Origin of the sequence: Bariatricus sp. SGI.161, from assembly GCF_050313695.1 — a bacterium.
In the GTDB taxonomy this organism is placed as follows: domain Bacteria; phylum Bacillota; class Clostridia; order Lachnospirales; family Lachnospiraceae; genus JAFBIX01.
In genome coordinates this window covers 13,741-28,958 of sequence record NZ_JBNPLX010000020.1, presented here as the reverse complement: position 1 = coordinate 28,958, position 15,218 = coordinate 13,741, and the positions used below count along the sequence as shown (strand labels likewise).

At 33.8% G+C, this 15,218-nt stretch carries 12 protein-coding genes and 1 tRNA gene; 2 read left to right on the top strand and 11 right to left on the bottom strand.

Going from position 1 to position 15,218, the window contains the following annotated elements; genetic code table 11:
- Window positions 1-6 precede the first annotated feature (6 nt).
- A complete protein-coding gene (locus tag ACQRBH_RS12035; RefSeq protein ID WP_427761874.1) occupies window positions 7-1,398 on the top strand; it encodes a site-specific integrase in 1,392 nt (463 codons plus the stop codon).
- A gap of 205 nt (window positions 1,399-1,603) precedes the next feature.
- On the opposite strand, the gene ACQRBH_RS12030 is transcribed toward ACQRBH_RS12035, so the two are convergent.
- From ACQRBH_RS12030 to ACQRBH_RS12005, 6 genes are all read right to left on the bottom strand, one after another.
- Window positions 1,604-1,677 (bottom strand) — tRNA-Arg (locus ACQRBH_RS12030).
- Between the two features lie 890 nt (window positions 1,678-2,567).
- Window positions 2,568-3,443 (bottom strand): DUF3881 family protein, encoded by an 876-nt coding sequence (locus tag ACQRBH_RS12025; protein ID WP_427744889.1) that lies wholly within the window; start codon window positions 3,441-3,443, stop codon window positions 2,568-2,570.
- Window positions 3,444-3,461: 18 nt separating this feature from the next.
- The gene (serS, locus tag ACQRBH_RS12020; RefSeq protein ID WP_235232781.1) at window positions 3,462-4,748 is read right to left on the bottom strand and encodes a serine--tRNA ligase; all 1,287 of its coding nucleotides are present in this window, start codon (window positions 4,746-4,748) and stop codon (window positions 3,462-3,464) included.
- Between the two features lie 32 nt (window positions 4,749-4,780).
- On the bottom strand, window positions 4,781-5,317 hold the full coding sequence (locus ACQRBH_RS12015; protein WP_347376707.1) for a DUF4446 family protein: 537 nt from the start codon (window positions 5,315-5,317) through the stop codon (window positions 4,781-4,783).
- Between the two features lie 3 nt (window positions 5,318-5,320).
- On the bottom strand, window positions 5,321-6,235 hold the full coding sequence (locus ACQRBH_RS12010) for a ParB/RepB/Spo0J family partition protein (protein WP_347376708.1): 915 nt from the start codon (window positions 6,233-6,235) through the stop codon (window positions 5,321-5,323).
- Between the two features lie 19 nt (window positions 6,236-6,254).
- Window positions 6,255-7,022 (bottom strand): ParA family protein, encoded by a 768-nt coding sequence (locus tag ACQRBH_RS12005; RefSeq protein WP_235234325.1) that lies wholly within the window; start codon window positions 7,020-7,022, stop codon window positions 6,255-6,257.
- A 1,091-nt stretch (window positions 7,023-8,113) separates the two neighbouring features.
- On the opposite strand from ACQRBH_RS12005, the gene ACQRBH_RS12000 reads away from it, so the two are divergent.
- Window positions 8,114-9,076, top strand: coding sequence for an alpha/beta fold hydrolase (locus ACQRBH_RS12000; RefSeq protein WP_427761873.1), 963 nt, complete (start codon window positions 8,114-8,116; stop codon window positions 9,074-9,076).
- A 96-nt stretch (window positions 9,077-9,172) separates the two neighbouring features.
- Here the strand turns inward: ACQRBH_RS12000 and rsmG are convergent, their stop codons facing one another.
- From rsmG to ACQRBH_RS11975, 5 genes are all read right to left on the bottom strand, one after another.
- Window positions 9,173-9,886, bottom strand: a complete 714-nt coding sequence (rsmG, locus tag ACQRBH_RS11995; RefSeq protein WP_427761872.1) for a 16S rRNA (guanine(527)-N(7))-methyltransferase RsmG — start codon at window positions 9,884-9,886, stop codon at window positions 9,173-9,175.
- Between the two features lie 20 nt (window positions 9,887-9,906).
- Window positions 9,907-11,814 (bottom strand): tRNA uridine-5-carboxymethylaminomethyl(34) synthesis enzyme MnmG, encoded by a 1,908-nt coding sequence (mnmG, locus tag ACQRBH_RS11990; protein WP_427761871.1) that lies wholly within the window; start codon window positions 11,812-11,814, stop codon window positions 9,907-9,909.
- On the bottom strand, window positions 11,780-13,213 hold the full coding sequence (gene mnmE / locus ACQRBH_RS11985; protein WP_427761870.1) for a tRNA uridine-5-carboxymethylaminomethyl(34) synthesis GTPase MnmE: 1,434 nt from the start codon (window positions 13,211-13,213) through the stop codon (window positions 11,780-11,782). Before mnmE ends, mnmG begins: the two co-directional genes overlap by 35 nt.
- A 73-nt stretch (window positions 13,214-13,286) precedes the next feature.
- Window positions 13,287-14,117, bottom strand: coding sequence for an RNA-binding cell elongation regulator Jag/EloR (jag, locus tag ACQRBH_RS11980; protein ID WP_427744497.1), 831 nt, complete (start codon window positions 14,115-14,117; stop codon window positions 13,287-13,289).
- Window positions 14,118-14,129: 12 nt separating this feature from the next.
- On the bottom strand, window positions 14,130-15,197 hold the full coding sequence (locus tag ACQRBH_RS11975) for a YidC/Oxa1 family membrane protein insertase (RefSeq protein WP_235234060.1): 1,068 nt from the start codon (window positions 15,195-15,197) through the stop codon (window positions 14,130-14,132).
- Window positions 15,198-15,218 lie beyond the last annotated feature (21 nt).

Sequence of the window (15,218 nt, the reverse complement as noted above, 5' to 3'; positions counted from 1 at the left end):
TAACGTATGGCTACAATACTTAAACGTAAGAAAAAATATTCTGTTGTTTATTACTACGAGGATGAGAAAGGAGAAAAAAAACAAAAGTGGGAAACATATAATACCCACGCCGAAGCCAAAAAGAGAAAAATTGAAGTAGAGTCGGAGCAAAACAATGGAACCTTTATTCCACCAAAGGATGTTACAGTTCGCGACTTTCTTTATGATTTCGTAAAAATTTATGGTACGACACACTGGGCTTTATCTACTTATGAATCTAATTGCTCTCTGATTGCAAATTACATTAATCCAATCATTGGCGACGTTCCGATTCAAAGTATCAATCCTAAAGTTGTGGATGAGTATTATCAGACACTTAAAAAAACAAAATCCGTTGTTAAAAGAAACCGAACGCCTAGAAGTGAATATGTAACTCCAGGTGTTATCAATAGCGTACATAAACTTATGCGCTGTGCATTTGATCAAGCTGTGAAATGGGAATTAATTTCCAGAAATCCATTTCCGTTAGCCAATCGTCCAAAAACGACCTATAAGAAAAGAGATATATGGGATGCAGAAATGATTCGAAAAGCACTGGACGGATGCAAGGATCCAAAACTTTATATTGCAATAAATCTTGCATTTGCGTGTTCATTACGTTTGGGAGAAATCATTGGACTACAATGGGATAATGTACATATAAGCGATGCTGATATTGCTGCTGATGATGCCCATGTGATGGTTGTTCAGGAACTTGCCAGAGTATCCAAGGATGCCAGACAATTTCTAGATGAAAAAGATATTATTCAGGTATTTCCATCTATGATGAACGGTACAAGCACAAACCTGGTATTAAAAAAGCCCAAGACAGAATCCAGTATTAGAAAAGTATGGCTTCCAAAAACTCTTGCATATATCTTGAGAAAATGGAAGGAAGAACAGGATGAAGTAAAGTCTTTCTTTGGTGATGAATACTATGACTATGATCTGGTTGTTGCTCTTCCAAACGGCAGACCGAGTGAAAGCAGAGTTATTGAAAAGGAATTTAATAAGCTGAAGGAGAAACTTGAACTTCCAAACGTAGTTTTCCATTCTCTGAGACATTCCAGTACCACATATAAGTTAAAGCTCAATAAAGGCGATATAAAAGCAACTCAAGGTGACACAGGACATGCACAGATTGATATGATTACAGATGTATATGCTCATATCCTGGATGAAGATCGTAAGATTAATGCTCAGAAATTTGAGGAAGCATTTTATTCAAGATGTGATTTAAGATCTGTTCGTCCTCCTGAATATGAGAACAATAATCCAGATTTGACAAATGTAGTTCAGGCACTTCAAAATTCACCGGAACTGACTGCTATGTTGAGCAATCTTATTGCCCAGGCATCCACAAACTTCAATAAAGATTAGGATATATCCTTATTAGCAGAATATTAGCAAGGAAAATTTATTAGCAACCTATTAGCAAGAGTTCGAATCCTGTTTTAAGTAGTTCGCCCACCAATTAGCAGAATATATACTTTTATGCATATGATAATTTGACGCAAAATAGGATATTATTTTTTCGGTACAAAAGAAAAAGTACCGGGAATCCTTGATTTCTCGGTACTTTTAGCGTTCCAGAGGTGACTTGAACACCCGACCCTTCGCTTAGGAGGCGAATGCTCTATCCAACTGAGCTACTGGAACACTTGTATATTATAGCAGTTTATTCAACTGTTATAAGCTATTTATTCAATTTTGGTGGACGACCTCCGACCACTTAGGAGGCGCTTGTTTTATCCGTTAAACTAAGAGGACATTACCGATTTTTGGCTTAAACACTGGGTTTTCAGCACTTTGGTTCGGTAACCGTTTTATGATTTTCAGCTAATTTTGACTAGCTGGATATCATCAGATTATTCATTTTATTAACAGTAGAGCATCCGCCTGAATGGGGAAAGCTTCGTTGTTAATTTTGTCTCTTCCAGAATCGATTCGAACTCAAAGTTCTTTTTTCTGTTTTCCCTCAGGGTTCAGCCGCGGCTCCTTCTTAGGAGGCGGATGCTCTATCCTGCTGAGCTACGGAGACGTATATGAAATTTTAAGGTGGGGTCCTCCCCAAAAGGTGTCCGCTCCTCGTTCTCTTAGGAGGCGAGTGCTCTATCCAGCTGAGCTACGAAGACATATCCGATTTTTGGCTTAAAATAAGGCTTTCTGGCACTTTTCAAAGCTTCCGGATCGGTAACCGGTTATTCAATTACTTATGCTTTCTGGATGAATTGCTCCATCCAACTTTCCTCGATACATTCGCCTTTGGTGGCAAGCTATATAACACTTACTTTGACAGATTCGAACTATCGAGTTCTTTTTCCTATAGTTCAAAGGCGTCAGGCAAGCCCCTTCCTTAGGAGGCACTTGTTATATCCATTTAACTAAGAGAACATTTGCACTTTTCATATTCTAACATTTACAGAAAAGAAAATCAAGTGTTGGTTGGGTACAGGGTATTTTACGTTGGGTACAGGGTATTTTACGTTTGGGTACACCACATTTTTTAATTGGGGACGTAGACTTTTTTAAAAAGTCTACGTCCCCAATTAAAAGTTTATCCTACCCTGCATCCACACATTTCCTTTGAATCTTCTGCCAACCGCCGGTTCCCCTATCACTTCTTTTACCGGAACACAGATGTCAAAATTCAACCCATTGACTTCTAATTTCATTACATAAATCTGTTCTTGTGTTTCTTCATTAATGATCTGCTGCAATTCTAATATCTCACCTAAGATTGCATAATGATCACACTCAATGCCATGTGGCATGATATATGTGTCTACAATACTGAATACATCTTCCGATGCCAGACGCCTTGATACTTTCGAGTATGTATCAATATCATCCATTGTAAGACTTTCGATTGCCGAAGGATCTCCACTTTTCGCAGCGCTTACAAGCAACATTCTGTTATGAACTTCTTCTTGTTGTCTTCTTTCTTGTTCTTTATCTTTCAACACCGGAAGCAATATTGTGCCTCCGGTGGAAAGTCCAGATAATGTAACGGATGTATACTTAATTCCTTTTTTTGACATCTGTCTTTCTTTCATGTATTCTATTGTATTTTGCAGATGAAAGATTAAGTTAATCCCTATCTTTACATCTTCACAGATTCCAACATATGCTTCTTTGTCCATTCGTTTCTCTATACACACATCGGCATATGATGTAATTCCTGTTCCAAAAAAGTATGGATAATAATATTGTCTTTCAAATGATTCATCGACATTCATATCACCACACAGGGCAATTCCCATCCCCGCACCATATTCTTTTTCATATTCACAGAAGTCAGTTTCTTCATCCTGTCCGATCAGATTATGCTGGGTAAATGAATTTTTAACTTGTGTAAGAATCTTATTCAATTCTTTTTTATTGCTGATGTTTCCAAATCCAATAGCTTTCAGATATTGATGCATATTATTTCCTTACAAATACTATTTCTTAGGTATCAGTTTTTCTGTTCCACCCATATATGGTCTAAGTACTTCCGGTATTCTTACTGTTCCATCTGCCTGAAGATTATTTTCCAGGAATGCAATTAACATTCTCGGTGGAGCTGCAACTGTATTATTGAGAGTATGGGCAAAGTATTTTCCATCTGCTCCTTTTACGCGGATACCAAGTCTTCTTGCCTGTGCATCACCAAGATTTGAACAGCTTCCTACTTCAAAGTATTTCTTCTGTCTTGGAGACCATGCTTCGACATCACAAGATTTTACTTTCAAGTCTGCAAGGTCACCAGAGCAGCATTCCAAAGTACGTACCGGAATATCCATAGAACGGAACAGATCTACAGTATTCTGCCATAATTTGTCATACCACATCTTACTTTCTTCTGGCTTACATACTACGATCATTTCCTGTTTTTCAAACTGGTGAATCCTGTATACTCCACGTTCTTCAATTCCATGCGCTCCTTTTTCTTTACGGAAACATGGTGAATAGCTAGTCAATGTCTGAGGAAGCTGATCTTCTGTCAACATTGTGTCGATAAATTTTCCGATCATAGAATGTTCACTGGTTCCAATCAGATACAGGTCTTCACCTTCAATCTTATACATCATGGCATCCATTTCAGCGAAACTCATAACACCTGTCACAACATTACTTCTGATCATAAATGGAGGAATGCAATATGTGAATCCACGTCCAATCATAAAGTCACGCGCATAAGCAAGAACTGCAGAATGAAGTCTCGCAATATCACCCATCAGATAATAGAATCCATTACCTGCTACTCTTCCTGCACTTTCAAGATCAATTCCATTAAAGCTTTCCATAATCTCTGTGTGATATGGAATCTCGAAATCTGGAACCACAGGCTCACCATACTTTTCAATTTCAACATTCTGACTGTCATCTTTTCCAATTGGTACAGATGGATCGATGATATTTGGAATTGTCATCATGATTTTCTTTATCTTTGCTTCTACTTCTTTTTCTTCTGCAGACAAACTTTCTACTCTGTCAGCATTCTCCTGAACTTTTTTCTTTAATTCTTCTGCTTCTTCTTTTTTGCCCTGTGCCATACATGCACCGATTTCTTTTGAAATCTTATTTCTGTCAGCACGGAGTGCTTCTACTTCTTGCTTAATATCTCTGTTTTTCTGGTCTAATTCTAATACTTCATCAACCAGTGGTAATTTTTCATCCTGAAATTTCTTTTTGATGTTTTCCTTTACAACATCTGGATTCATTCTTACAAATTTAATGTCTAACATGTTCATTTCCTCCTCATTTTTCGTATGTTGAATTATTTATTCTTTATATCTTTGATATCCATATCATAGTTCTCGAAGATTGCTTTATCTAATGCTTCTGCCTCTTCTTCAGCTAACTCGACATAGCTCTCACCCTTTAGGATTTCCTTTACATAGGTATAACATCCTTCTCTGCTGTGCATTGCATTGATGACCCAACCACTATTGTTTCCATCTAACATTGCTAACGCAAAGCTTAATTTACCGCCCATCTCATTAAACGCATCGTATTTTACAATTCCAACTTTTTGATAATTTCTATCTAGTTTTTTGTTGATTTCTTTAATTTCCATACGATTTTGTTTTGTTACTTTAAGAATAGATTCTATTTCTTCTACTCTTTCTTTCATACTCTCTTCAAGAGTCTTTCCATCTTTCCCCTTCATAAACGTGTTATAACTACTTTTTAATCTATTATATTTTAATGTAACATTCACATATAACACGAATAGAACAATAATTAAAATTAATAAGAAGATAAGTATGAATGCTGGATCAATTCCCAGTGCTTTCAGTATCTTACTTTCCATATTTTATTCTCCCCTTTTTATGCTCATTATCATTTCGAACATACGTTCTAATTCTTTATCAGAATAATATTCTATTTCTATTTTCCCCTTACCATTCCCTTTTGATGAGATGTTTACTTTTGTTCCCATCACTTCTTTCATTTTTTCGGCCAGATCATTGTATATAAAATCATTCTCAACAATTTTCTTTTCTTTTGGTTTTTTTGGATTTTTAATATCTTTAATTAATTTTTCTGTCTCACGTACACTTAGTTTTTCATCAAAAATCTTATTTGCCAAAATATATTGCTGTTCTTTATCATCAATAGCCAAAAGTGCTCTTGCGTGTCCAGTTGTTATCATATCATCTATGATCATTTGTTGGACTTTTTCATTTAATTTTAAAAGTCGCATTGAATTGGTTACTGCGGTTCTACTTTTAGATACTCGTTCTGCGACTTCATCTTGCTTCAGATTAAACTCTTCCAAAAGTCTTTTGAACGCCATTGCTTCTTCAATTGGATTTAAATTTTCTCTTTGTATATTTTCAATCAATCCAATTTCAACAATTTCTTGTTCTGTATAATCTTTCACTATTACCGGTACTTCTTTTATGCCCGCAAGTTTAGCAGCTCTCCATCTTCTTTCCCCGGCGATAATTTCATAATAATCTTTTCTTTTTCTTACCAAAAGTGGCTGCAACACACCGAATTGTTTAATTGAATCTGCCAGTTCTAATAATGCATCTTCTTCAAAATTCTTTCTTGGCTGGTCTCGGTTTGGTTCTACCATATTGATTTTCATCATTTGCTCGCCTGATTTAACATCAGATATGGTATCCTTTTTGGGTCCTGATTCTGTTTCGGCTGGCTTTACACTTCTGTTATCTGGAATCAGACTGTCAAGTCCCTTTCCTAATCCCTTTTTCTTTACTGCCATATCATTCTCCCCTATACATTTATTCCTGTCCTCTATTCATCACTTCATCAGCAAGTCTCCTATAACTATCTGCTCCTGCTGATTTTGCATCATACTGGTTGATTGGCATTCCATAACTTGGTGCTTCTGCAAGTCTTATATTTCTAGGAATTATTGTCTTATATATATTCTGCTGTAAATTGTCCTTTACATTTTCTACGACCTGTAATGATAAATTTGTTCTTGCATCATACATTGTAAATACTACGCCTTCTATCTCTAGAACTGGATTAAGTCTTTCCTTTACTAACTCTACTGTATGTATTAATTGACTTAATCCTTCCAATGCATAATACTCACATTGAATAGGTACTAATACTGAATCTGCTGTAGTCATTGCATTAATGGTTAACATACTCAATGATGGCGGACAGTCAATAATTACATAATCATAGGCATCTTTTATCTTTTCAATAGCTTTTTTTACAATATACTCTTTTTCATCAATTCCTATTAATTCAATTTCTGCCGCTGACAAATCCACATTTGCAGGAAGTATATCCAGATTTTCCAAAGCATTTTTCTGTAATACTTCTTCTACTTCAGATTCACCTATTATCAAGTCATATATTGTCTTTTCCACAGAATTTTTATCCAATCCCAATCCACTTGACATATTTCCCTGTGGATCCATATCAATGGCAAGAACTTTTTGACCCTTTTCAGCAAGGCAGGCAGATAAATTAATTGCAGTTGTAGTCTTTCCGACTCCACCTTTTTGGTTAGCAATTGCTATAATTCGTCCCATCTGTTAATCACCTTTCTTTCAGGATGTTTCTAGTATATCACTTTTTAAACAAGTTATCCATAGAATGTTTATTTCGATTTACATATTTTATGTTTTTTATAAATGTTTCACGTGAAACATTTCATTTTTGTTAATTTTTATTTTACTGAATTATATATTAAAAGTAGCATATAGTTAATCATATTCTTATTTATATTTGCTTTCTTATAAATGTTTCACGTGAAACATTTACTCTATATTAGTTTTTATTGTTTCACGTGAAACAAATTTTAATTTATAATTTTGTATTAAAGCAAAATAAGACATTTATTTTTAACTATAATTATATATAACTTTATAATTATACCAATCAACAAAAAAATTATATTTATTTATATTCTATTTAACCTATATATAGATGTTGGGGTTAAACCCCACTATGATGATTACGGATTATTCCGTGCTTCGCACTCCCGCAATCCGCCCCAATATTCGCATATTGTGGGATTTATATTCCACTTTTATGCTCACATCGGGGGCGGGTCTCAAGGCCTTTCACCCACTTATGAGCAAGCTCATGCGGGTTTAAACCTTTTTATTTTGGCATTATATATATAAATTATAATTATATAATGTATGTATTTATTGTGGTTTGTTAAATAAAAGATAACTTAATTTAAATGATTTTGTCTCTTTTTATCTATTTTTTTATTTTAATATGTTCTACTAAATTACATTGACTAACTATAAGACTGGCTGATTTCTACAAATTATATTAAAGAATTAAGCCAGTTTAAATCAAGTATGACTATAAGGTATATAAAAGTACATATCATATACATAAGTTAAAAGGCTAATAATAGTCTTGTTAATTAGAATTTTAATAATCATATTTTTGTTCATCAATACTCGTATCTATATAAACTATTACTTTAACTAAACTAATCCATTTTTTCTTTTATTATAATTATTGCTAAATAATTCTTTCAACAAAAAATCACTAACAGAACATTATTAAATTTTATGTTTCACGTGAAACATTTACACTACTTTTAATCTGTAGTATAATAAATATAGTAAAAATAAACTTTTATAATTAATGAGGTGTAATTATGGGTTGGAAAAGAAAACTTGCTACAGGCATAACGTTAATTAGTGCGTCTACAGCTGCAATACATATGATAAATAAAATAATATACTTTTCTGCAACATTAGATAATTTGTTGAGTAACCCATCTGGTTCTTATTATGAATGGAAATTTGGTAAAGTTTATTATACTGCAAAGGGCCAGGGTAAACCTTTACTTCTTATTCATGATTTGAACACTTATAGTTCAGGATACGAATGGCATGATATAATTTCAGAATTATCTAAGAATAATACCGTCTATTGTATAGATTTATTAGGATGTGGACGTTCTGATAAACCTAACCTTACATATACTAATTATTTATATGTACAATTAATTGATGATTTTATTAAGCATGTTATCGGAAGTAAAACAGATATAATAGCAACTGGGGAATCTGCTGCAATTGCGATTGCAGCCTGTCAGAATAACCAATCAATTATCGATAAGATATTAATGGTAAATCCATTAACATTGAATACACTTGAAAGAATTCCAAGTAAACGAACAAAAATTCTTGCTAAATTAATTAATTTTCCTGTTATCGGAACATTCTTATATAATATGCTGACTAAGAAAAAAGATATCGAAGATTTATTTCATAACAAGTTTTTCTATGACTTTCACAATGTTGAAAGCAGTTTAATAAATACATATTATGAAACTGCCCATTCAAGCGTCTCTTCTTCTAAGTATTTATTTGCAAGTCTTGTTGGACATTATACAACTGTAAATCTAAAACATTGTTTAGAAAAATTAACAAATAGCATTTATATCATTAACGGGAAAGAAAGAGATGAAAGTGAAAGTATATCAAAAGAATATGAAAATATATTACCTTCTATAGAATCTATATATATTGATAAATCAAATTATCTTCCTCAATTAGAAAGAAGTAAAGAATTTATAGATCAAGTAAAAATCTTTTTAGAAGATGATTTTTAATCCGCATAACTAAAATAAATTATAAGAAAACTATAAGAAAAAGCTCTGTATGACAAATTCATACAGAGCTTTTTCTGCCAAACAAACATAAACTTGTTATTTTAAAGGTTCTTTTGAAGGCAAACCAGCTTTTCGGGGATATTTTTTTCCTGTATTCTTTATTTTTTCTATTTTTATAAAAGAACGATTAATATCAGTTCCAGGAAGCTGAAATTTTACCACATTATCAAGTTTTCCGCCAAGTATTGAAATTGCTTTTTTGGATTCTAATACTTCATCATCAACATCACCTGATTTATAAGAAATAAACATACCCCCTACACGTATATATGGCAGACAATATTCTGACAACGTAGATAGATTAGCAACTGCTCTTGATACACACAAATCATATCTTTCTCGATAATCATCTTTTTTTGCAAAGTCTTCTGCTCTACCATGAATTGTATATATACCATCAAGCTTTAATTCATCTATCACCGAATCTAAAAAATGAATACGTTTATTCAGAGAATCCAAAAGTGTAATTTTTAAATGAGGAAATGCAATTTTAAGTGGAATTCCCGGAAATCCGGCACCGGTTCCGACATCAATCACAGTATTTACCTCAGACAGATCAAAAATATTTACAATGGAAAGACTGTCTACAAAATGTTTTTCTATAACCTCTTCATATTCTGTGATTCCTGTAAGATTCATTACTTTATTCCATTCTACCAGCATAGAATAAAATGTATCAAACTGTTTCTTTTGTATTTCATTAATCTGAATATTTAATTCTTTTAATTTAATTTCTAATAATTGATTCATGCCCTGCTCCAATATGTTATCTAATGCCCTCCAGTGAGATATACTAATAGTACTGATATATCTGCCGGGGATACTCCTGATATACGAGATGCCTGTCCAATGGAAATTGGACGATACTCTTTTAATTTTTGTACAGCTTCAATTCTAAGACTCTTCATTGCATCATAATCAATATCTTCTGGAATTTTTTTATTTTCAAGTTTTTTAAATTGCTCTACTTGTTTTTTTTGTCTGCTAATATATCCATCATATTTTAAAGAAATATTTACCTGCTCAATTACTTCTTCTTTAAGATCAACAGGAAGTTCTGGTCTGTTAACATCTATTTCCTTTAAAGCTTCATAAGATAATTCGGGACGACGAATCAATTCAGCAAGTGAAGATCCTGATGTTAATGGTGTACTTCCAAAGGATTCTAACAATTTCTGTACCTTATCTGTATTTCCAATATTAGCATGCTTTAATCTTTCTATTTCTGATTGAATCAGTTCTTCTTTTTTCAAAAGTCTCTGATATCTTTCTTCTGATATCAGACCAATCTCATATCCTTTTTTTGTCAATCTCTGATCAGCATTATCCTGTCTTAACAACAGACGATATTCTGCTCTGGATGTCATCATTCTATATGGTTCATGGCTTTCTTTTGTTACCAGATCATCTATCAACACTCCAATATAGGCTTCTGAACGGTCTAAGATCAAAGGTTCTTTTTCTTGCAATTTTCTTGCAGCATTGATTCCTGCAACAAGTCCCTGAGCTGCTGCTTCTTCATATCCTGAACTTCCATTAAACTGACCACCACTAAATAATCCTTCAATTGTTCGAAATTCTAATGATGGTTTCAATTGTCTTGCATCAATACAATCATATTCTATTGCATAAGCATTCCTGACAATTCGAACATTTTCAAGACCTGGAACTGTACGATACATCGCATACTGAACATCTTCCGGTAAAGAACTGGACATTCCACCGATATACATTTCATTTGTTTCCAGGCCTTCTGGCTCAATAAATACCTGATGTCTCTCTTTATCTGCAAATTTTACAACTTTATCTTCAATCGAAGGACAATATCTGGGACCTGTACCCTCAATCATCCCGGAAAATAACGGAGATCTGTCCAAATTATTACGAATAATTTCGTGCGTCTTTGAATTCGTATAAGTCAACCAACAAGAGACCTGATCTATCTGTACATCATCTGGATTCGTAGTAAAAGAAAATGGTACAACTCTATCATCGCCTACCTGTTCTTCCATTTTGCTAAAATCAACCGTATTTTTATCAATTCTTGCAGGTGTTCCGGTCTTAAAACGATACATCTTAATTCCTAATTCTTTCAGACAATCTGTCAGATAATTGGCAGCCTGAAGACCATTAGGACCAGTATTATTACTCACATCTCCATATATACATCGGGCTTTCAGATATGTTCCGGTACAAAGTATTACGGCTTTACAATTATATATTGCACCAGAAAATGTCTGAACACCTGTAACCTTCCCATGTTCCGTTAATATATTGACCACTTCAGCCTGCTTAATTTCAAGATTCTCTTGATTTTCTAATACCTGACGCATCGTTCTGCTATAATGCGCTTTATCAGCCTGCGCACGAAGAGAATGTACGGCGGGTCCTTTAGACTTATTGAGCATCTTTGACTGTATAAAAGTACGGTCAATCACTTTTCCCATTTCTCCCCCCAGAGCATCAAGTTCTCTGACAAGATGTCCTTTAGAACTTCCTCCTATATTAGGATTACATGGCATCAATGCTATACTGTCAACACTAACTGTAAATACTATTGTTCGAAATCCAAGTCTGGCTGTGGCAAGTGCAGCTTCGCACCCTGCATGTCCTGCACCGATTACTGCCACATCATATTCATCATTATTTACCCATGCAGAATTTGCTGAATATCTCATTAACCAAATCCTCTCCTATTGTTTCACCAGTTATACTTCCAAGAGACTCATACGCATCTAACAAATCAATAGAATAAAAATCTTCCGGCATCCCCGAATCAATACTTTCTATCACACGCTGCAAAGATGCATAAGCATCCTGAAGTGCTGTCTTATGCCTGATATTTGTAATATAAATCTCATCGTTAAATGAAAGATTTCCTTCAAAAAACATATTTTTTAAAACTTCTTCAAGTTTTTCAATTCCCAAGTTATTCTTTGCAGATACCTCTATTATAGGAGTTGTAAACTTTTTAATTTCTTTAAAATTATTTTCTTTTGCAAGATTACTTGCAAAATATGCTTTTTTCACGTTTTCTTCCGTTACTATCATATCTAAATCTGACTTATTTAGCAAGATAATTGATGGTTTATCCTGTATTATACCAAAAATTTCTTCATCATTTTTATCTAATGGAGAGGATGCATCAATTACGTATAGAATAAGATCCGCTTTATCTGCATAGCTTTTTGCTTTTTCTACACCAATTTTTTCAACAACATCTTTTGTACTTCTAATTCCTGCAGTATCCATAATATTTAAAGATATCCCCTGCAGATTTATATGTTCTTCCAGAACATCTCTGGTTGTTCCTGCAATATCAGTAACGATTGCACGGTCTTCTCCAATTAACACATTTAATAAAGAAGACTTTCCTGCATTTGGCTTACCTAATATAACAGTCTGTATGCCTTCTTTTATAATTCTTCCATCGTCACACGTATTTAATAATACTTTGATTTCATTCATTAACTTATCTAAAACAATCTTAAGTTTTTCGCCATACCCATCTACACTGATATGTTCAGGATCATCCAATGCCGTCTCTATAAATGCTGTGTGGTAAATTATTTCATTTCTTATATTACTAATTTTCTCTTTTAAATTTCCTTTTAATTGATGTAAAGAACTTTGAAGAGCATATTCATTTTGAGAAACAATCAGATCTCCTACTGCTTCTGCCTGAGAAAGATCGATCCTTCCATTCAAAAATGCTCTTTTTGTAAATTCTCCAGGTTCAGCCGGTCTTGCACCATTTTTAATCAGTATCTCAAGAATTCTTTTTACAATATATACACCGCCATGACAGTTAATTTCTACAGTATCTTCTCCTGTATAACTATGAGGTCCTCTCATTAACATTACGAGAACTTCATCTACAGTATCTTCACAATCCATAATGTATCCATAATGAATTGTATGTGATTTTTGATCTGATAACTTTTTATCTCTCTTTCCTTTATAAATCTTATCAGCAATCTCAAAAGAGTCTGAACCACTCATTCTTACAATTCCAATCCCTGAATTGCTCATAGCAGTAGAAATTGCTGCTATTGTTGTATTATATTGATTTTTCATGGTTTCCTCCATTATCATCTTTATTTGAATAGAATAAGAAAGTAGGGATTTTTCAACCCCTACTTTCTATCATTTATCTACGTACAAGTGTTACTACAACTCTTCTATATGGTTCCTCGCCCTCGCTATGTGTGGATACAGCCGGATCAGACTGTAATGCTGAGTGGATAATTCTTCTTTCATATGGATTCATAGGCTCCAAAGAAACTGTTCTTCTTGTTCTCTTTACTTTACTTGCAATATTCTTTGCAAGATTTTCAAGAGTTTCTTTTCTTCTTCTGCGATAATCTTCTGTATCGAGTTTTACTCTTACATATCCATCCTGCATCTTATTTGCAACTCTATTTGTCAGATATTGAAGGGAATCAAGAGTCTGTCCACGTTTTCCAATCAGAATTCCCATATTGCTTCCTTCCATATCAATAGAAAGTGCTCCCTCTTCATCTACAGTAGATGTAACCTTTACATCTTTCATATCCATTGCATTTAATACATCATAGATAAACTTCTCACATGCTTCTATTGTCTGAGGTTCAATTTTGGCAAGTTCAACTTCTTTTTTCTCAGCTGCAGAAGATTCTTTTACAGGTTCATCATGCTTTTCTTTCTTTTCTTTCTTTTCTTTTCTATCCTTAGAAATGTTCTTCTTCTTAGGTTCTTTCTTTGGATATTCCTTTACAGGTTCTTCCTTTGGAATCTCTACTTCTTCAATTTCTTTCTTTTCTTCAACAACAACTTTTTTGCGTGCCTTAATGACAGCTTGTTTCATTCCAATTCCTAAAAAACCTGCACTACCTTTTTCAATAACTTCATAATCTAACTGATCACTTGTTACACCTAATTGAATTAATGCTTCTGTAATTGCATCATCCAGATTTTTTGCTGATACAGTAATATAATCCATAACAGCCGCCCCCTAATCATTTTCATTAAATTTTTTAACCATATTTGCTTTTGCTGCAAGACTTCCTGCCTTTGCATTATTTGCATTTGCTTTCGCTTTTGCGATCTTTTCTTCTTTTTCTTTCTCACTCATACCAGATACATTAAGTTTTGCAGAATCCTTGATACCTCTGGTATTTGTCTGTGCCATTGCATTAATTCTTTCGGCTTTTTCACTTCTCTGTGCTTTTTTCTTTTCTGCTTTCTCTTTATTTTTTTCAATCAGATCTTCTACAGACATTTTAGAAAGATGCTTATTAATAAATACTTGCTGAACCATACGAACAACCGCACTTACGATCCAGTAAAGACCAATACCTGATGCCAGTGTAAATACCATGAATACAGAGAAAATAGGCATTGTATAATTCATTGTATTCATAGTACCTGCCATCGGATTATCTTTATCCATCTGCTGTCCTGAAATTGCCTGTGATAATTTGATACTTCCGAACTGTGTCAATCCAGACAATACCGGCAATACAACTGCTGTAATAATAATTACAACTGCGGGAAATGCATAAGAACCACTATTCTTGATCATTGTGATCGGAGATATTGTAAGATCAGGAATTGTAAGGAAACTATTTACCGCTGCAGGTGCATTCTTTATTGCAGGTACATAATTCTGAATATCATAGATGACCGGATATAGAGCAAATAGCAATGGCATCTGGATTAACATTGGAAGACATCCACCAGTCATAGAGGTTCCATATTTATCATAAACCTGCTGGATTTCTTCCTGTTGCTTCATCATAGAAGCCTGATCTTTTTTATTTCTATATTTTTTCTGAATTGCCTGAATCTCCGGATTCATTACAGAAGTCATCTTTGACGTTCTCTGTTGCTTAATGGTAAGAGGCATCATACATGTATATACCAAAACAGTATAAATGATAATTGATAAACCAACTAAACCAGTGTCACTTGGTAAAACATTATCTAATATTGTATAGATAAAGTTCATAACTTTACCTAACAGCCAGCAAATCTGACCTACGATCGGCCAATTCGCTGCAGTCAGTAAACTCACAGTCATAATTTTTTCCTCCCTATTGTT